Raw genomic sequence first — 19,466 nt, 5'->3', positions numbered from 1 at the left:
AAGATTTTTAAAAATGATTAATTAGATTTACCGGAGATAATTATGCGTGAACTTAAAAGAGTTTTGCACTATGCAAGTGCATACAGAATTCTTATATTTGCTTCAATAGGACTTGCTGTTGTATCGGCACTTTTCACTTTATATGCACCGATTCTGGCAGGTAATATTGTTGATTGCATTGTTTCAAAAGGAAACGTTGATTTTGAGAGGATTAAGCTGCTCCTTATAAGGCTTGCTGTTGTAATTGTGATAACTGCTGCATGCCAGTGGTTTATGTATGGAGTAAATAACAGGATAACTTTCAGAGTAGTAAGAGATGTCAGAAACGATGCCTTTGAAAAACTCCACGTTTTGCCCTTTGAGTATCTTGATTCACATCCTCAGGGCGAAATTGTAAGTAAGGTTATTGCTGATGTCGATCAGTTTGCCGATGGCCTTCTTATGGGATTTACACAGCTGTTTACAGGAATTGTAACCATACTTGGAACGCTGATATTCATGTTTTATTTAAGTGTCCCCATAGCTGCTGTTGTATTTTTGCTTACACCCTTATCGCTTTTGGTTGCAAGATTTATTGCAAGCAGATCATATTCGCTTTTCAGAGAGCAGTCCATATCAAGAGCAGATCAGACAGCGCTGATCGATGAGATGATAGGGAATCTTAAGGTTGTTAAGGCTTTTGGACATGAGGATGAAAACCAGGAAAAATTCGATGAGATAAACGACAGACTTGCAAATACAAGTCTCCGTGCCACATTTTTTTCATCACTTACTAACCCCAGCACCAGATTCATCAACAATATTGTGTATGCCTGCGTTGCGCTTTCAGGTGCATTTGCCTGCCTTTCGGGAATAATGAGTGTGGGAGAGCTTACTATTTTCTTAAGTTATGCTACACAGTACACCAAGCCCTTTAATGAGATTTCAGGTGTTGTAACAGAGCTTCAAAACGCCCTTGCCTGCGCGAAGAGAGTGTTTGACCTTATTGATGAAGAGGCTCAGATTCCTGATGCAGACCTTTGTAAAGAACTTGGAAATGTCACAGGAAATGTAGAACTTAAGGATGTGGCTTTCTCATACGATAAGGACAGAGAGCTTATTCAGGATCTTAATCTGTCAGTAACAGATGGCCAAAGAGTAGCTATTGTGGGTCCTACCGGAAGCGGTAAAACCACTATAATAAACCTGCTAATGCGATTCTATGATGTCGATAAGGGATCGATCAGTGTTGATGGCAAAGATATCAGAGAGTTAAAGAGGCATGATCTCAGGTCAAACTACGGAATGGTGCTTCAGGAGACATGGCTACGAAGCGGCACAATAAAAGAAAATATCACAATGGGCAGAGAAGGTTTTACCGATGAGATGGTCATTGAAGCAGCTAAAAAGAGCCATGCCCACAGCTTCATAAAAAGACTTCCCGATGGATACGATACAGTTATCGGCGAAGATGGCGGAAGCCTTTCTCAGGGACAAAAGCAGCTCCTTTGCATTACGAGAACCATGCTTGATGTGCCTCCGATGCTTATTCTTGATGAGGCTACAAGTTCTATCGATACAAGAACCGAGATGAGAATTCAGAGAGCATTCCAGAAGATGATGGCAGGAAGGACAAGCTTTATCGTGGCTCACAGACTTTCAACCATCAGGGAAGCAGACAGAATTCTTGTTATGAATGAGGGCAGGATTATCGAACAGGGTAATCATGAATCACTTCTTAGCGCCGGTGGCTTTTATGCGAAACTATATAAAAGTCAGTTTGAGATGTGATTTTGGGGATGATTATTACTGGAAACTATGATATACTGTTAAGCGTTGTTTTGATTTTTATTGAGGGGAAATAAAAGACACTTTATATAGTCAGAAAAGGAGAGAGTTTTGATGAAGAAAAGTTTTTTAACAGGGGTTAAAGCTGCATTAATCAGCTGTGCTTTTGCAGCTGCGATTTTTGCAGGAGTTAAGACAGAGGCTAAGGCTGCTACACAGCTTAATGTCAACCAGGAGTACTTTTTAGATTTTGAGGGAAGAAATGAGAGCTATGATTATCAGTTCACTTCTCCTGCCAAGGGAACAACTCATATAGAGGTTACACTTACCAGTCTTACAAACAAGTCCGGAGAAGAGTGCTGGGGCGACATTTACACAAAAATGATCTATGACTATAGGACTATGTGGGATGAGTACACATATACCGAGAGAGGAATGGATTGTTCTGAAAAGTTTTCATTAAATCCCGGCAAGACTGTTCAGCTTTCAATTAAGTGTGGTTCTAAGGAGCATCATTACAAGGTAAGACTCAAAATCGTCAATGAGGTTCCTGCAAGATTTGAGACAGAATACAACGGTTCCGCATCAAAGGCAGACAGCCTTAAAGTTAAAAAGGATGCCAGCGGAGTAGTTACCAGCGTTGATAAGGATGTAGACTGGTATGTATTCAAAGCACCCAAGACCGGTTATTACAAGTTCAGCGTTGTAAACACTGAGCCTGAAGGCTGGTGTGGTGTTCATGTAGAAGGATATAAGTCAAAGAATAAGGTTGATTCAAACAATTGCTGGTATTCTTATCAGGGCAAAGGCTGGGAGTCTTCCAAGAAGATAAAGCTAAAGAAGGGTAAGAAGTACTACGTTAAGATCAGTGATTTCGGTTACAAATCAGTATCTTACAAAGTAAGAGTTAAGAAGTGTAAATAATAATTGAACCATGATAGGAACGGGAATTTCGATATTCGAAATCCTCGTTCTTTTTTTATGAAATTTAGTCTTATATATATTAAAATTTTATTGTACAATGTATAAACACTATAGATTGTTTTTGGAGAATATAATAGATGAAAAACAGACCTGTATATGTTATAGGACACAAGAATCCCGATACTGATTCTATTTGCGCAGCCATTTGCTATGCAAATCTAAAAAGTAAAATAACCGGAGAAGAATACGAAGCAAGACGCTGCGGTCATCTTAATGAAGAGACACAGTTTGTGCTTAACAGATTCGGCGTTCAGTCACCTGTTTATACCAAGGATGTACGCACTCAGGTCTGCGATATGGAGATAAGAGATCTTCACGCGGAAAACGATGAGATTTCACTTAAGCGCGCATGGGAGAGAATGAAGCAGGAAAACGTAGTAACTCTCTGCATTACTAAAGATGGTCATTTAGAAGGTCTTGTAACCACCAATGACATCATGGAGACCTGTATGGATGTTCATGATGCAAGCCTTTTGTCCGAGGCAAATACAAGCTATGGCAATATCGTAGATACTCTCGATGGTGAAATGCTTGTAGGTGATAAGTCTGAAAAGTTTACACAGGGAAAGGTGCTTATCGCCAATGCATCACCTGAGATCATGGAAGAGGTTATTGATCCCGGAGATATCGTTATTTGCGGTAACAGATATGAGACACAGCTTGTTGCCATTGAGAATGAAGCAGCATGTATCGTTGTCTGCATAGAGAGCAAGGTTACAAATACCATTCAGAAGCTGGCTGAGGAGAGAAATTGCAGAATTATCACAACTCCTTATGACACCTTCACTGTTGCAAGGCTTATCAATGAAAGTGCACCTGTTGGCTCAGTTATGAAAAGAAATCAGCTTGTTACTTTCCACATGAATGACTTCATTGAGGATATCCAGCAAACCATGGCTCAGGTAAGGCACAGATATTTCCCTGTTCTCGATGAAAAAGAGAATTTTGTGGGAATGATCTCACGTCGTAACTTACTTGGTGCTAAAAAGAAGCAGATCATTCTTGTTGACCACAACGAGAGAAGCCAGACCGTAGATGGAATTGATAATGCTGAGATTCTTGAGATTATTGATCATCACAGACTTGGTTCATCAATAGAGACTGCAAACCCTGTATTTTTCAGAAATCAGCCTCTTGGTTCTTCATGCACAATTATTTATTCCATGTATAAGGAGGCAGGCGTTCCTGTAGATAAGATCACAGCTTCACTTATGCTGTCTGCTATTATCTCAGATACTCTAATGTACAGATCACCTACCTGTACTGAAATCGATAAAAAGGCAGGAGAAGAACTGGCTAAGATTGCTGAGATCGATGTTGAAGAATTTGCAAGGGAGATGTTCAGAGCAGGATCCAATCTTGGAAGCAAAACTCCAAAGCAGATCGTGCATCAGGATTTCAAGAAATTTACAGTTGAAGATAAAAATATCGGAATCGGTCAGATCAATTCCATGAGCGCCGAGGAGCTTGCCGAGATAAAGGAGAGAGTTCTTCCTGAGCTTGAGGATATCATGAAGAGCGACGGACTTGATATGATTTTCTTCATGATGACCAACATCATTGCGGAGTCTTCAATCATTGCTTTTGCAGGAAATAAGGCTGAAAATATCATAGATACCGGATTCCATGTAGAAGCCGGCAGCGAACATACAGCCTTGTTAAAAGGCGTTGTTTCAAGGAAAAAACAATTATTGCCAACAATTGTAGAAGCGCTGCAGCAATGATGCAATATGTGGTATAATATACATGTACTACATTTTTGTTTGAGGCAGTTTTATATGAGATATTTCTTTAAAAATAAGTTCCATCATAGCGGCAAACAGGCCATAGTGCCTGCTATTTTTGCTGCAATGATGGTTGTTTTTTTCTTTAGTTTTAATGTTAAAGCATCTTCATGCGATGGCGATCCCGGTAATTTAAATCTCGAGAATTCCAATGCCTATTATATGGTTAACCCTGTTTATGCAGGCCTTGTTAACGAGAATGACCTGAATAGACTTCCATCAGTTACCGTTACACCGGAGAATCTTCTTGCAGCTGAAAAATGTAAGACTCAGGATGAGATGGCAGAGGTTCTGCGTACTGAAATGGCTACCAGAAAAGATATCATCTATGTTTATTTTGAGCTTCAGGGAACGGGATATAATGCGACGCAGCTTGTTAATATGGAATCAGATATTCTTAAGAAAGCTGTTAAGCATATTGGTAGCGGTGCCGGTAACATGGGAGATTACCTCAAGTGGGGTTACAGCGGCGTAGGAATGCAGGTTTCCTATGGTAAATCCTCAGGTAATACCATCGGAACTCTTACTTATAAATTCACTTACTACACCACAACTTCACAGGAGGCACAGGTTACAAGTAAGGTTAATGCAATTTCAAGTAGTCTTAATCTTGCTTCAAAGGGTGAATATGAAAAGATCGAAGCTGTATATGGCTATATCTGTGATCACGTAAAATATAACTATGGAAAGTCCAATCTTAAATACAGCTGTTTTGCGGCAGCGGTAAATAACAGCGCTGTATGTCAGGGCTATGCGCTTTTGATGTACAGAATTCTTAACGATAACGGAGTTGATTGCAGACTTATTGCAGGCAATACCTCCAGTGGTAATCATGGCTGGAATATTGTAAGAGTTGGTAATCTTTATTACAACGTAGACAGTACCTGGGATGCAGGTAAGAAGATTAATTCATATAAGTACTATATGAAGGCTGATAAGAATTTTGCTGACCACAAGAGATGGGCAGAATATTCTTCTTCATCATTTAATGCCGAGTATCCCATGAGCTCCAAGGATTATGACTATGGCACAGAGACTGAAGCTGATAAGCTTAAAGGACTTAAGATCGTAAAAGCTAATCTTAAGCTTGCTAAGGGCGAATCCGCGACAATCAAGGTTAACGCCAAGCCCAACGGAGCAAAGCTTAAAGGACTTAAATACAAGTCCAGCAACAAGAAGGTAGCAAAGGTTAATTCTTCAGGCAAGGTAACAGGAGTTAAAGCCGGAACCTGTGTAATAACTGTTTCTACCAGTGACGGTGCAATCTCTGATAAGTGCTACGTAACAGTAACAAAAGAAACTGCAGTTAAGTCTTTAAAGCTTAATAAGAAAAAGCTCACCATGAAAAAAGGAAGTAAGGTGACTCTTAAAGCAAAGCTTAAGCCTTCTTCCGCAAAAGCCAAACTTAAATGGGAGAGCAGCGACAAGAAGGTTGCCAAGGTAAGCAGCAAGGGTGTCGTTACCGCAAAGGGACCAGGTACCTGCACCATTACCGTAAAGACCAAGGATGGCAAAAAGGTCGCAAAATGTAAGATAACAGTTAAATAAATATAGACACAAAAATGGGTAAGCATAGCGAGTGCTTACCCATTTCTGTCTTATGATTAAGGAAAGGAATGATCCTATAAGGATTCAAAATATTCAGCTTACAAAAAACTCCTCAGCGATGGTCTCCATATAGATCTCGCGCTGATCTTCAGGAATATCATACTCGTCCATTGCTTCTGCAACTGACCAATGCTGTCTTCCGATTGATCTGATCATATTTCTGATAATTGAATAATTAACAACACTATCGTTTCTAGCGGCGGTAATTGTTGACATATATAACTCCCCTTATAACACAAACGTTTTCCATACATGTAGTTGTTCGCACAACTCTTTTACTACAATATATTGTAGTACATAAATGAAAAAATTCAACAGAATATTTCTAAAAAATTAAATATTATTTTTATGTTTTTTTAATCGTTATAATATAGCCTTAAACTTGTTAATTGTGTGTAATTTTGATAAAATAATAGCGATAAACTGTGGCTCTTTCTTAGGTTTTTAAGAAAGTTATTCCTGTATAAGTGAGGCTGGTATGGTTAAAACTTATATCGTGGAGAGAGAAGAGTTTCAGATTTCGGGGGAATTATATTTACCGGATGATTCCAGGGGAAGATATCCGATTGTGATCATGTCACATGGATTTGGCTCAGATCGTGAAGGTACAAGGCCATACGCGGAGATTCTGGTAAAGGAAGGAATAGGCTGCTATATATTTGATTTTTGCGGCGGTGGGTTGTCTTCTAAAAGTGATGGAAAGATGACTGATATGTCTGTTCTTACTGAGAGTGCAGACATTGAGGCGGTTATCCGAAACATCAGGAAGGCTCCTTTTGCTGACAGAAAAAATATATTCCTCATGGGTGTGAGCCAGGGCGGCGTTGCATCTACTATTGCAGCTGTTGAGGCTGGGGAAGATATAAAGGCGATGGTACTTCTTTATCCTGCGTATGTACTTTTTGATGATGCTAAGGAAAAATATCCATCTGAGGATATGATTGAAGAAACATCTACGGTTTTCGGGCTTCCTGTTGGAAGAAGATATTATGAGGATGCTCTTAAACTTAATATAGATGATTATATGGTGAAGTTTAGCGGAAATGTACTGATACTTCATGGCAATGTAGATCAGGTAGTTCCTATTTCCTATAGTATAAATGCCAGAAAGAAATTTCCTGCTGCAAAGATTATTCAGATAACCGATGCCGGACACGGTTTTTACGGGAAAGAGGTTGTTAAAGCAGGTAAAGAGATGGTATCATTTATAGAGGAGAACATGTAGCTTACTGCATGAAGGTTGAAAACGGGGGATATGACTATGAGTAGTTTTTTTGAGAATATCGATACAAAAGAAATCAGAGACAGTGCTGAGAGAATAATAGAGATTACAGGTGACAATGCAAAAAAGGCTTATGCTAAGGCAAAGGATGGATATGACGGACTTAGCGATGATGCCAAAAAAGCCATTACCCTTGGCGTTACTGTATTTGCTATTGTAGTAGCGGTTGCAGGTATTTTCTATTTGCTTGGAAAGCGCTCAGCCAGAAAAGAAAAGTATGATTTTGAATATGAGGAATGGGAAGGCTGATTTCTGACTTCAAAATTTTTCATTATGCTTGAATATCGTTTACTGTTGTGATAACATAAACGGGTCGCGAATTTATGGCGCGCCGGTGTGTCGGAATGGCAGACGATGCAGACTCAAAATCTGTTGTCCTCACGGGCGTGTGGGTTCAAGTCCCACCACCGGCACTAAATTTTAAAATCAGGAACAGCACTTTATGGTGTTTGTTCCTTTTTTATTTCTCAAAACATTGAAATGTAATTCCTTCAATATAAATCCCTAGTATTTTTGCACAAATAAAGGAAACGAAAATTAGTAAATACGTTTCTTGATATAAAAAGTCCATAATGATACTATAAAATCAAGGAAACCCGAAAAGTATTTTGACGTTTCCAAGCGAGGTACAAAATGAGAAAAACACTTTACTTGAATAATGACTGGAAATTTTCTGATGTATTTGAAGATAAGATGATAGCTCCTGACTATGATGACAATCATTTAGAAAGTGTCAGGATACCTCATTCTGTAGTAACGACACCTTTTAATTATTTTGATGATGCTATTTATCAGAAGGTCAGCTGCTACAGGAGAGTTTTTACTGCGGATAGTAGATGGAAGGACAAGAGAGTAGCGGTTACATTTATGGGCGCTGCCCATGAAGCTACTGTATATATAAACGGCGAGCTTCTTGGGACACATTCTGGCGGATATACTGATTTTTCCTTTGATATCAGCGATAAGCTTAAATATGATCAGCCAAACTGCATTGTAGTAAAGCTTGATTCCAGAGAGAGCCTTAATGTGCCTCCCTTTGGATTTGTTATAGATTACATGACCTATGGCGGACTTTACAGAGATGTTGTTTTAGAAGTAACCGAGAAGACTTATATAGAGGATTTGTTTATATCAACAGATACATCTGATATATATGCAGGTAATGCAACTGCTGTTGAGCCTGCAGCTGTGGGTGCTTTTCTTCATGCGAAGACTACAATAGCCGGTGATACAGCAGGCTGCGTTATAAAGCATGCCATAAGACGCATCAGCGGTGAGAAGCCGGAAAATTACAAAGAAGAATATAGGGATTTTAAAGAGCTTATAGAAATTCCTGCAGGAAAACAGGTGCCATTTGATTTTCATACACTTCCCGTTGTTGTTTGGGATGTGACCAATCCTGCTTTATACGAGCTTAGAACTCAGATACTCAGGAATGAAGAGCTTGTAGATGAAGTAGTTACGACCTTTGGTTTTAGAAGCATGAAGTTTCATGCAGACGGCTTTTACTTAAATGGAAGGAAGCTGAAGATAAGAGGTCTTAACAGGCATCAGTCCTATCCTTATGTTGGCTATGCAATGCCTGCAGCACTGCAGGAACTTGATGCGAAGATATTAAAAGAAGAGCTGTGCGTAAATGCTGTAAGAACTTCGCATTATCCCCAGTCACAGGACTTCATCGATGCCTGCGACAGACTTGGAATTCTGGTATTCATGGAATTCCCGGGATGGCAGCATATAGGTGATGATGCCTGGAAGGAACAGGCTCTTGTTAATGAAAAAGAGATGATAACGCAGTATAGGAATCATCCTTCCATATTCATCTGGGGCGTAAGAATAAACGAATCCGCCGATGATGATGAATTTTATAAAAAGACCAATGAGCTGTCACATGAGCTTGATCCTTCAAGAGCTACAGGCGGCGTAAGAGCAGCTACCAAGATGAATCTTCTTGAGGATGTATATACCTACAATGATTTTTCATTTGACGGTAAAAAGCCCGGTTGTCAGAAGAAAAAAGCCGTTACTCCTGATATGAATAAGGCTTATCTTGTTACAGAGTATAACGGACACATGTATCCCACAAAGAGCTTCGATGATGAAATTCACAGAAGCGAGCATGCCATGAGACATGTAAAGGTAATGGATGCTATTGCAGGTGAAAGTGATGTTGCCGGTGGTTTTGGCTGGTGCATGTTTGACTACAACACTCATAAGGACTTTGGTTCCGGCGACAGAATCTGCTATCACGGCGTTATGGATATGTTCAGGAATCCCAAAATGGCGGCGCTTACCTATGCTATGCAGGGTGATGATACGCCGGTGCTTGAACTCACATCTTCAATGGATATCGGAGAACATCCCGAGTGCATAAGAGGAGATATATGGCTTCTTACAAATGCAGATTCCGTGAAGATGTACAAGAATGATGTTTTCATAAAAGAGTACAAAAAAGAGGATTCGCCTTTTAAGAATCTGGCTCACGGACCGATTCTTGTTGATGATTTTATCGGTGATCAGCTAGCTCAGAACGAGAAATTCTCTAAAGGAATGGCTGAGAAAGTAAAACAGGCTCTCAACAATGCTGCAAGATACGGCATGGGCGGCCTTGGACTTTCAGATATGATAACCGGCGGCAGAATGCTGGCTTTCCATGGTATGAGCGTCAAGGATGTAGTTGATATGTATCAGAAATACATTGGCGACTGGGGCGGCAAAGCCACAAGCTTTAAGTTTGAAGCTATTAAAAACGGCAAAGTTGTTAAGACTCTGGTTAAGGAGACTGTTTCATCAATTGATATTTTGTGCGATGTGAGTTCATCAGAATTAAGTGATGACAGATCCTATGATGTGGCTCAGGTAAGAATTAAAGCCGTTGACCAGAACGGAAATGTAATTCCTTATTTTGGTGAATCATTGAGAGTTAAGACAGAAGGAGCTATTGAGCTTATAGGTCCTAAGCATGTACCACTACGAGGTGGCATGGCAGGTGTCTATGTAAAGACAAGAAGACGTCAGGGGTCAAGCGGCAAGCTGATAATCAAGCTTGACGCCTGCGAAAAAATAAAAAAAGAAATAGTTTTTCATGTAAAGGAAGGTGTAGAGACGAATGTCTGAAAAGTCAAAAGTAATTTTCGGAAATGTGATGAGCGATAAGATCTACAAAAAGGCTTTAAACTCAAAAAAGAAATTCGCCAAAAAGTTCGGTGATGATTCAAATTGCAATTATCCTGTTATGGTTACAGAGAATCAGTATATAGGCAATCTTCTTGGTGTTAAGAATATTGAAGTACTTAAGGAAGGCGAAGATACAGGTGCTTCAATTCCTTTTGACACAGAAAAGGGACTTATCGTTGGAAATATCAGAATGGGCTTTGGCCATTACAGAATCAGCATGGCCATGGCTTCATGCGCAAGACACCTTGGATATACACCTTACTGGATGGACCTTAACTCCTACAAGCATACCACCTGTACAAAGGTTATCAGTGCACAGAACGATCTTTATTCACTGGGTTCAAGACTTTCAAAGAATCCTATTTTCAATAAGCTTGTTTGGGAGCCCACTAACTACGAGGGCTTCAGAGCACTTTCATACAATGCTGCAGATCAGAAAAATGCAGAGCTTATGGCTCCTGTTTATAAGAATGTTCCCAAGGATATTCCTGTAATCGCAACTCACGTGTGGCCCGCTCAGGCAGCTATTCACGCAGGCATGAAGCATGTTGTAAATGCCATTCCTGATAACTGGCCCATGGCCCTTCACTTATCTGAAGGTTCTGTTCACACAATCCAGTGCAGAAATGCATACATGGGTTACAGAATTCTTAACGGAATGAATAAGAAGACTGTATGTAAGCCCATGCCTCAGGATGATCTTGTTTACACAGGTCATTACATCGACCATGAACTTGTGGCCAATATCGAAGCTGATTGCAAGGCCAGAATGGACAGAAGAAAAGATGGAAAGCCCATGAGATTCCTTCTTACAATCGGCGGTGCAGGAGCACAGAAAGAGATTTTTGCTGCAATAATAAAGTTCCTGCTTCCTTATATCGAGAAAAAGCAGGCTGCTCTTTATGTAAATGTTGGCGATTATAAGCAGGTTTGGGAAGATCTTAAGAATGAGATTCCTGAGATGAAAAACCACATTCATGAACACCTTGGTGATTTTGCTGATACAGAAAAGTTCGCGGAAGCAGCTCTTAACCCTGATACAGAGGTTACAGGAATTCATGGCTTCTGGCATGGAAACATATTTGAAGCCGTTTACTGTACAAACCTTCTTATGAGAAGCTGCGATGTTCTTGTAACAAAGCCCAGTGAACTTGCGTTTTATCCTGTTCCCAAGCTTTTCATAAAGAGAGTCGGAAAACACGAGATGTGGGGAGCTATCCACTCGGCAGAAGTGGGCGATGGAACACTTGAGTGCAGAGATATACCTCACACAGTGCAGATGCTTACACAGTTCCTTGAGACACCGCTTCTCGATGAGATGTGTGAGAACATTATGGAGAATAAAAAGGCCGGTCTTTATGACGGTGCATATAAAGTAGTAGAGCTGGCGATGAAAATGAAGGACGCTGCTAAGGGAGGTAAAAACTTATGAATGAAAAATCTAAATTAACCGGTGCTGCCAAGGTATCTTACGGACTTGGTGCAGTAGGAAAGGATATGGTATACATGCTTTCAGCATCCTGGGTACTTTATTATTTCCAGGATATTCTGGGAGTAAGCGCTGCTGCCATGGGCGTAATCCTTATGGTTGCCAGAGTATTTGATGCATTTAACGATCCCATCATGGGAGCTATTGTTGGTAAGACCAAGACAAAATGGGGTAAATTCAGACCATGGCTCCTGATTGGAACAATTACCAATGCTATCGTGCTTTATCTTATGTTTTCAGCTCCGCCCACAATGTCAGGAAGCGGACTTGTAACATATGCTGCAGTTACATACATCCTCTGGGGCGTAACCTATACAATGATGGATATCCCTTACTGGTCAATGATCCCTGCTTTCACAGAGGGTGGTAAGGAGAGAGAAGGACTTACAACTCTTGCACGTTCATGCGCAGGTGTTGGTTCTGCCATCATCACAATCATAACTGTTAAGTCTGTAGCCGCTCTTGGACACATGTTTGGAGGACAGGGTATTGCTGACAGAGAAGTTGAGAGAATCGGATTTTCTTACTTCACAATCATAATCGCAGTGCTTTTTGTAGTATTTACAGTTATCTGCTGTATCAATGTAAAAGAAAAGTCTACAGTAGATATGAAGAGTGCTTCAATAGGCGAGATGTTCAGAGCACTTATTCAGAACGACCAGGCTATGGCAGTAGTTGTAGCTATCGTCATTGTAAACTGTTCGATCTACATCACATCTAACCTTGTAATCTACTTCTTTAAGTACGATTTTGGCGGAACTACCTGGAGAGACGGATATACACTTTTCTCAACCTTTGGCGGTGGAATGCAGATCCTTGCTATGATGATCCTGTATCCTTTCCTTAGAAAGTTTTTCACTTCCATAAAGATTTACTTCATCAGCATGGGAATGGCTATTGCAGGATATATTTCACTTCTTATACTTGCATCAACATCCATGACTAACGTATTTTTACTGTTTATTCCGGGATTTTTCATTTTCTCAGCAAACGGAATGCTTTCAGTTATTACAACTGTATTCCTTGCAAACACGGTTGATTACGGCGAACTTAAGAACAACAGAAGAGATGAGTCAGTTATTTTCTCAATGCAGACTTTCGTAGTTAAGCTTGCATCTGGTGTATCTGCATTTATCGCAGCTATTGCACTTCAGATTCTGAATCTTAGTAATGACACGGCAGAAACTGCAACTGAGATTGACTATTCTCAGGGTGTTGAAGCAGTTCAGAAGATGGGACTTAGAATGACCATGACAATTATTCCTATCATCGGTCTTGTATTTGCAATTTTCTGGTTCAAGAAAAAGTACATCCTTACAGATGAAAAAATAGAAGAAATCTCAAAAGAGATTGCAGCAAGAAACTAATTAGTTAACATAGCCCCTGTCGTTTATGAAAACGGCAGGGGTTTTTCATATTAATAGGCTTTCACAGGTTGTAGCTTTGGACATTTTAGTGTATTCTATATATTGGTTATAAGTATGCTCGGTAGTATTATATTCATACAAGATATTGGGGTTATGCCTTTGGGCAATCGCAGAGGATACTATGGATTGTAAGGAATTTCAGAGAATGATACCGGGATTTCTGGATGATGAACTTGATGTTCGGGCACTGGAGATCTTTTTGGGACATATTGAGAGCTGCAAGAGCTGTAAGGAAGAACTTACAATACAGTTTCTTGTTGAAACAGGTACGCAGAGTCTTGAGGATGGCACGAACTTTAACTTAAGCCATGAGCTCGAACTTATGATGAACAGAGCCTATCAGAGGCTCGGCGCTAGAAAAAGACTGTTAAAAACAGCGTTCTTTTTACAGGTACTTGTTGTTATTGAGGTTGTAGTAGCGGTAGCGCTTGCGTTTATACTTTGATTCTATAAAAGTTGGTTGGGAAAATGGGGAAAAAATTACTTTTAATTGACGGACACAGCATATTGAACAGAGCATTTTACGGACTTCCGGATCTGACAAACGCAGAGGGAGTTCATACAGGTGCTGTTTATGGCTTCCTTAACATGATGTTTAAGCTGATTGATGAGGAAAAGCCGGACTATCTGACCGTTGCTTTCGATGTTCACGCTCCCACATTCAGACATGAGATTTATAAAGAATATAAGGGTACCAGAAAGCCTATGCCCGAAGAACTCAGATCTCAGGTGCCTCTTATGAAAGAGGTTCTTGATACCATGGGTATTTGTCGCATGGAGAAGGCAGGCCTTGAGGCTGATGATATTCTTGGAACTCTTGCTAAAAAGGGTGAAGCTCAGGGAATGGAGGTTCGTCTTGTTTCAGGAGACAGGGATCTTCTTCAGATCGCATCAGAACATATCTGTATCAGAATTCCCAAGACTAAGGCAGGCGGCACCGAGATAGAGAATTATTTTGCAGAAGATGTAAAAAATCTCTACGGCGTTACTCCCTTACAGTTTATTGAGCTAAAAGCACTTATGGGCGATTCATCGGATAATATTCCCGGTGTTCCCAAGGTTGGTGAGAAGACCGCAATGGGACTTATGGCTGAATATGGCTCAATTGAGAATATCTATAATAACCTTGAAAATATAACCAAGAAGGCTATTAAGGAATCTCTTGCAAACAACAGAGATCTCTGTGATCTTAGCAAGGTTCTTGCCACCATAAATGTAAATGCCGAGTTTGATTACAACTTTGAGAATGCTGAGCTTCATGACATTTTCACAAGGGATGCTTATGAGATGTTCAAGAGGCTGAACTTCAGGAATCTCTTTGGCAGATTTGAGAATGATGTAACACGGACAAAGTCTGATATTGAATTTGAGCATGTAAGTGATGCTGCCAAAGCAAAAGAGATATTTGCAAAGGCTAAAGACTATGCAAAGGATAAACAGGATAAATTCGTCGGAATCGGAATTCTCGCAGAGGAAGAATTCATCGGCATTGCAGTTTGCTTTGATGATAAAAAAGCTTTTTATCTTGAAGGTGATGGAATTGATGCAGAGATTTTGGGTAATGAGCTTTCATCCATGTCAGAGAATGTAAGGCTTTCATTCTTTGATATTAAACATGCATATCCATTCTTTAAGCCTTATGAAGTGGAGAATTACAAGAGAGATACATTGGGATGCTTTGATGTGCTTATAGGCGCATATCTCCTTAATCCTCTTAAGAACGACTACAGTCCTGAGGATGTTGCAGGAGAACAGCTACAGCTATCTATCAGATCCAAGGTCCAGATTTTTGGTAAAAAGAGCATGAAGGAAGCGGGCATTGATGAGAGAAAAGAGTATGCCGGATATATTTCCTATGTAGCTTATATGAGTGCTCCAATTTTGGAGAAAAAGCTTGCTGATACAGAGATGAAGTCTCTTTTCTATGATATTGAAATGCCTCTTACATACATTCTCTATGACATGGAGAGTGAAGGCATTCTTGTTAAGAGAGAGGAGCTTGCTGCCTACGGCGAGAGACTTACAGGAAGAATAGCAGAGCTTGAGAAGAATATTCATACTGCAGCCGGAGAAGAGTTTAACATCAATTCTCCCAAGCAGCTTGGAGAGATTCTTTTTGAAAAGATGGGACTTAAGGGCGGTAAGAAAACAAAGACCGGTTATTCAACAGCAGCTGACGTTCTTGAAAAGCTTGCTCCGGAGAATCCCATAATTGCAGATATTCTTGAGTATAGAGGTCTTACCAAGCTTAAGAGTACATACGCAGACGGTCTTGCTGCTTTTATTGAGGATGATGAGAGAATTCATACGAACTTCAATCAGACCATAACAGCCACAGGAAGAATAAGCTCAACAGAGCCTAACCTTCAGAATATTCCTATGAGAACAGAGCTTGGCAGAGCAATCCGCAAGGTTTTTGTTCCAAAGGAAGGCTATGTTTTTGCTGATGCGGACTACTCACAGATTGAGCTTAGAATTCTGGCTCACATGTCTGAGGATAAGGGACTTATTGATGCTTATCATGAAGGCAGAGATATTCACAGAATTACAGCTTCAAAGGTATTCCATACACCCTTTGATGAAGTTACAGACATCCAGAGAAGAAATGCTAAGGCTGTTAACTTTGGTATTGTTTACGGAATCAGTGCTTTTGGCTTAAGTGAGGATCTAAATATTTCAAGATCGGATGCCAAGAAATACATGGAAGATTATCTTGCCACATATCCGGGAGTTAAGGGATATCAGGATAAAGCTATCTCAGATGCCAAAGAAAAGGGCTATGCCACAACACTTTACGGCAGAAGAAGACCAATGCCTGAGCTTAAATCCGGTAACTTCATGCAGAGACAGTTTGGCGAAAGAGTTGCCATGAATGCACCTATTCAGGGAACAGCTGCTGACATTATGAAAATTGCAATGATCCGTGTTTACAGAAGACTTATGGATGAACAGCTTAAGTCCAGAATGATACTTCAGATTCATGATGAACTTTTGATAGAGACACTTAAATCAGAAGAGGATAAGGTTAAGGCTATTCTTGAAGAAGAGATGGCAAATGCAGCAGAACTTGCCGTACCTCTTGATGTAGACTGCCACGTTGGCACTGACTGGTTCGAGGCAAAGTGAGTATGAAGGTAATTGGAGTTACCGGCGGTGTCGGCGCCGGTAAAAGTACGGTTCTAAGCTACATAGAGAAGCATTGCAAATGCAGGATTATTTTATCCGATCAGGTGGCCAATGACATTAAGCTAAAGGGGCAGCCCTGCTACGAGCCGATAGTTGAGCTTTTATCTGAGGCTGTGCTTGATGAAAAGGGCGAAATAGACAAGGCCAAAATGGCCGGGATGATCTTTTCGGATAAAGCACTTTTATCTAAGGTGAATGATATTCTTCATCCTGCAGTGAACAGATTTATATTTGATCAGATAGAGGAAGAAAAGAAAAAGAACACTTTGGACTATCTTTTCATTGAGGCAGCACTTCTGATTGAGAACGGGTACGATAAGATAGTTGATGAAATGTGGTATGTTTACGCTGATGAAGAAGTTCGAAGGCAGAGACTTAAAACCACAAGAGGTTATAGCGATTCTAAGATTGATGATATTTTAAAGGGACAGCTGTCAGATGAAGAATTCAGGCAGCATGCGGATTTTGTAATAGATAACAGCGGCGATGTAGAAGGGATGCAGCGCTGTATAGATTTGAAGCTGGGGGAAAACTAATGGCTACGATGAGTGAACAATCTGAACAGAAGGTGGTATTCGGACTGGATATCGGAACAAGGAGTGTTGTAGGTACTGTTGGCTACATGCAGGATAATACCTTCAATGTAATGGCCCAGACTGTCAGGAAGCATGAGACCAGAGCCATGCTTGACGGACAGATCCATGATATCGGCAAAGTCGGATCTACCATAAAAGAAGTTAAGGAAGCGCTTGAGGAAAAGACTCAGATACATCTTACTGATGTATGTATAGCTGCCGCTGGTCGTGTACTTCGTACGGTTAAGACTAATTTCGAAGAGGAGTATACCGACAATCGCGAGATGACTCAGGAAGAGATTTATAACCTTGAGTCTAAGGCAGTTGAGAAGGCATATCAGGAATTCCTTCAGCAGAATCAGTCCGACATGAAGTTTTATCTTGTTGGATATTCTGTAATGCACTATTACCTTGATGATTATCAGATTGCTAATCTTGAAGGACATAATGCAGGACGAGTTGCTCTTGATCTTATAGCAACATTCCTTCCGGATGACTGTGTTGACGGTCTTTATAAAGCCTGTGAGAGAGCTGATCTTAAGGTTGCGAACATGACGCTGGAGCCTATAGCTGCTATGATGGTTGCTATTCCTCCGCAGTTTAGAATGCTTAATCTTGCACTTGTTGACGTGGGTGCAGGTACATCCGATATTTGTATCACCGACGATGGAACAATTACATCCTACGGAATGCTTCCTATCGCAGGTGATTCAATTACTGAGATTATTGCTCAGCACTGCCTTGTTGATTTCAATACCGCAGATCAGATTAAAATTGATGCAAGTCACATGGAGCAGGTAAAATACATCGACATCATGGGACTTGAGAAGACTATTTCTTCCAAGGAAATAGCCAAGATGATTAAGCCTCTTGTTGAGAAAATGAGCAAGATGGTCACCCAGCAGATCAAACAGCTTAACGGCAATAAGCCTGTTAGTGCTGTGTTCGTAGTAGGTGGCGGCGGATGCGTTCCGGGATATACCAAGGCTCTTGCAAAAGAGATGAAGATTCCGGAAGAGCGTGTTGCGCTTCGTGGCGAAGAAGTTATGAAAAATATCAAGTTCCTGGAGGAAAACTCCGAGGTTGAGCGTGATTCACTTATGGTTACGCCTCTTGGTATCTGCGTAAGCTTCTATGAGCAGTCCAACAACTTTGTATTTGTATCCTTCAATGGCCAGCAGACCAAGATCTATGACAATGGTAAGCTGGCAATTGTTGATGCTGCTATGCAGGCAGATTTCCCTAACGAGGATCTTTTCCCTAAGCGCGGTGAGGAGCTTAGATTCTCAGTTAACGGACAGGAGAGAATGGTAAGAGGTGAACCCGGTGAGTCAGCTGTTATCACACTTAACGGATCACCTGCAGATATTCATACCAAGATTCATGCTAACGACATTATTGAGGTACAGAGCTCCACAACCGGTAAGCCCGGAAGAAGCGAGCTTGCTGACATCACCGAGTTCAAGGGCACCTTTAATATCACAGTAGATGGAAAGAGTATTGATGTTCCGAGAACTGCAGAAGTTAACGGTGAGCCTCAGACCGGTTACTACAACATCAAAACCGGTGATGAGATCAAGATTCTCGACTATGAGACAGCAGAGCAGATCGCAAGACTTCTTGATATCGAGCTTACAGAGGATACTGTTATTACAGTTAACAACGAAGTGGCAGGCATGGATACACCTGTCTATGAGAACTTCAAGGTGGAATTCAAGAGCGGTAAGGATGCTGTGCTTGAGTACTATCAGAACTTCCCCGATGCAGATATGGTTGCCATCGAGCAGGAGAATGAAGAGTCCTCTTATGATGCCGATGCTGAGCTTAATGTTGAAGAAAATGAAGATGGAAGCTATAGTATTTCAGGTAATGAAGAGAGAGTAAGACCTGAACCTGCACCTGCACCTTCAAGGAGAGTTATCACAAGAGATTTACACGTCCTTGTGAATAATGAGCCCATCACACTTCATGGAAAATCAGATTATATCTTTGTAGATATATTTGATGAAATAGATTTTGACCTCAGTAAGCCCAACGGAAGGTCCATCGTTACTACACTTAACGGCGGTACACCTGACTATATGCAGGCTATTCATGAGGGTGACAAAATCGAAGTTTATTGGAAATAATTCTTTATTCATACAATAAACACAGTTTTTTCACAGTTTATCGATAATATTTAAAACG

General features: G+C 40.6%; 14 protein-coding genes and 1 tRNA gene. 14 read left to right on the top strand and 1 reads right to left on the bottom strand.

Going from position 1 to position 19,466, the window contains the following annotated elements:
* The first annotated feature begins 42 nt into the window (after window positions 1-42).
* From G610_RS0103490 to G610_RS21955, 4 genes are all read left to right on the top strand, one after another.
* Entirely contained in the window at window positions 43-1,770 is a 1,728-nt protein-coding gene (locus G610_RS0103490; RefSeq protein ID WP_035796766.1) for an ABC transporter ATP-binding protein, read from the top strand.
* 111 nt (window positions 1,771-1,881) lie between these two features.
* On the top strand, window positions 1,882-2,691 hold the full coding sequence (locus tag G610_RS0103485; RefSeq protein ID WP_026523675.1) for a hypothetical protein: 810 nt from the start codon (window positions 1,882-1,884) through the stop codon (window positions 2,689-2,691).
* Between the two features lie 137 nt (window positions 2,692-2,828).
* Window positions 2,829-4,475 (top strand): putative manganese-dependent inorganic diphosphatase, encoded by a 1,647-nt coding sequence (locus G610_RS0103480; RefSeq protein ID WP_026523674.1) that lies wholly within the window; start codon window positions 2,829-2,831, stop codon window positions 4,473-4,475.
* A gap of 54 nt (window positions 4,476-4,529) precedes the next feature.
* Complete coding sequence (locus G610_RS21955; protein ID WP_051197565.1) at window positions 4,530-6,083, top strand: Ig-like domain-containing protein; 1,554 nt, start codon at window positions 4,530-4,532, stop codon at window positions 6,081-6,083.
* A gap of 93 nt (window positions 6,084-6,176) precedes the next feature.
* Here the strand turns inward: G610_RS21955 and G610_RS0103470 are convergent, their stop codons facing one another.
* On the bottom strand, window positions 6,177-6,359 hold the full coding sequence (locus G610_RS0103470; RefSeq protein WP_026523673.1) for a hypothetical protein: 183 nt from the start codon (window positions 6,357-6,359) through the stop codon (window positions 6,177-6,179).
* A gap of 262 nt (window positions 6,360-6,621) precedes the next feature.
* On the opposite strand from G610_RS0103470, the gene G610_RS0103465 reads away from it, so the two are divergent.
* The 10 genes from G610_RS0103465 (at window position 6,622) to G610_RS0103420 (ending at window position 19,408) form a co-directional block, all read left to right on the top strand.
* Entirely contained in the window at window positions 6,622-7,368 is a 747-nt protein-coding gene (locus G610_RS0103465) for an alpha/beta hydrolase family protein (protein WP_051197563.1), read from the top strand.
* 36 nt (window positions 7,369-7,404) lie between these two features.
* On the top strand, window positions 7,405-7,674 hold the full coding sequence (locus G610_RS0103460) for a hypothetical protein (RefSeq protein ID WP_026523671.1): 270 nt from the start codon (window positions 7,405-7,407) through the stop codon (window positions 7,672-7,674).
* Between the two features lie 81 nt (window positions 7,675-7,755).
* Window positions 7,756-7,838: transfer RNA gene (locus G610_RS0103455), tRNA-Leu, on the top strand.
* 220 nt (window positions 7,839-8,058) lie between these two features.
* Window positions 8,059-10,542: a glycoside hydrolase family 2 protein gene (locus G610_RS0103450; protein ID WP_026523670.1), complete on the top strand. Its 2,484-nt coding sequence runs from the start codon at window positions 8,059-8,061 to the stop codon at window positions 10,540-10,542.
* Complete coding sequence (locus G610_RS0103445; RefSeq protein WP_026523669.1) at window positions 10,535-12,034, top strand: DUF6937 domain-containing protein; 1,500 nt, start codon at window positions 10,535-10,537, stop codon at window positions 12,032-12,034. The genes G610_RS0103450 and G610_RS0103445 overlap by 8 nt, the downstream gene beginning before the upstream one ends.
* Window positions 12,031-13,458 carry a glycoside-pentoside-hexuronide (GPH):cation symporter gene (locus G610_RS0103440; protein WP_026523668.1) on the top strand — a complete coding sequence of 476 codons (1,428 nt, stop codon included), beginning with the start codon at window positions 12,031-12,033 and terminating at the stop codon, window positions 13,456-13,458. The genes G610_RS0103445 and G610_RS0103440 overlap by 4 nt, the downstream gene beginning before the upstream one ends.
* Before the next feature lie 181 nt (window positions 13,459-13,639).
* Complete coding sequence (locus tag G610_RS0103435) at window positions 13,640-13,963, top strand: zf-HC2 domain-containing protein (RefSeq protein ID WP_026523667.1); 324 nt, start codon at window positions 13,640-13,642, stop codon at window positions 13,961-13,963.
* 23 nt (window positions 13,964-13,986) lie between these two features.
* On the top strand, window positions 13,987-16,644 hold the full coding sequence (polA, locus tag G610_RS0103430; protein ID WP_026523666.1) for a DNA polymerase I: 2,658 nt from the start codon (window positions 13,987-13,989) through the stop codon (window positions 16,642-16,644).
* A gap of 2 nt (window positions 16,645-16,646) precedes the next feature.
* Window positions 16,647-17,240: a dephospho-CoA kinase gene (coaE, locus tag G610_RS0103425; RefSeq protein WP_026523665.1), complete on the top strand. Its 594-nt coding sequence runs from the start codon at window positions 16,647-16,649 to the stop codon at window positions 17,238-17,240.
* Window positions 17,240-19,408, top strand: a complete 2,169-nt coding sequence (locus G610_RS0103420) for a cell division protein FtsA (RefSeq protein WP_051197560.1) — start codon at window positions 17,240-17,242, stop codon at window positions 19,406-19,408. Before coaE ends, G610_RS0103420 begins: the two co-directional genes overlap by 1 nt.
* Window positions 19,409-19,466 lie beyond the last annotated feature (58 nt).

The sequence above is a fragment of the Butyrivibrio sp. MB2005 genome (assembly GCF_000424285.1).
Lineage (GTDB): Bacteria > Bacillota > Clostridia > Lachnospirales > Lachnospiraceae > Butyrivibrio.
Note: the sequence above shows the minus strand (reverse complement) of the source record. Positions and strands in the feature narration are given on the sequence as shown.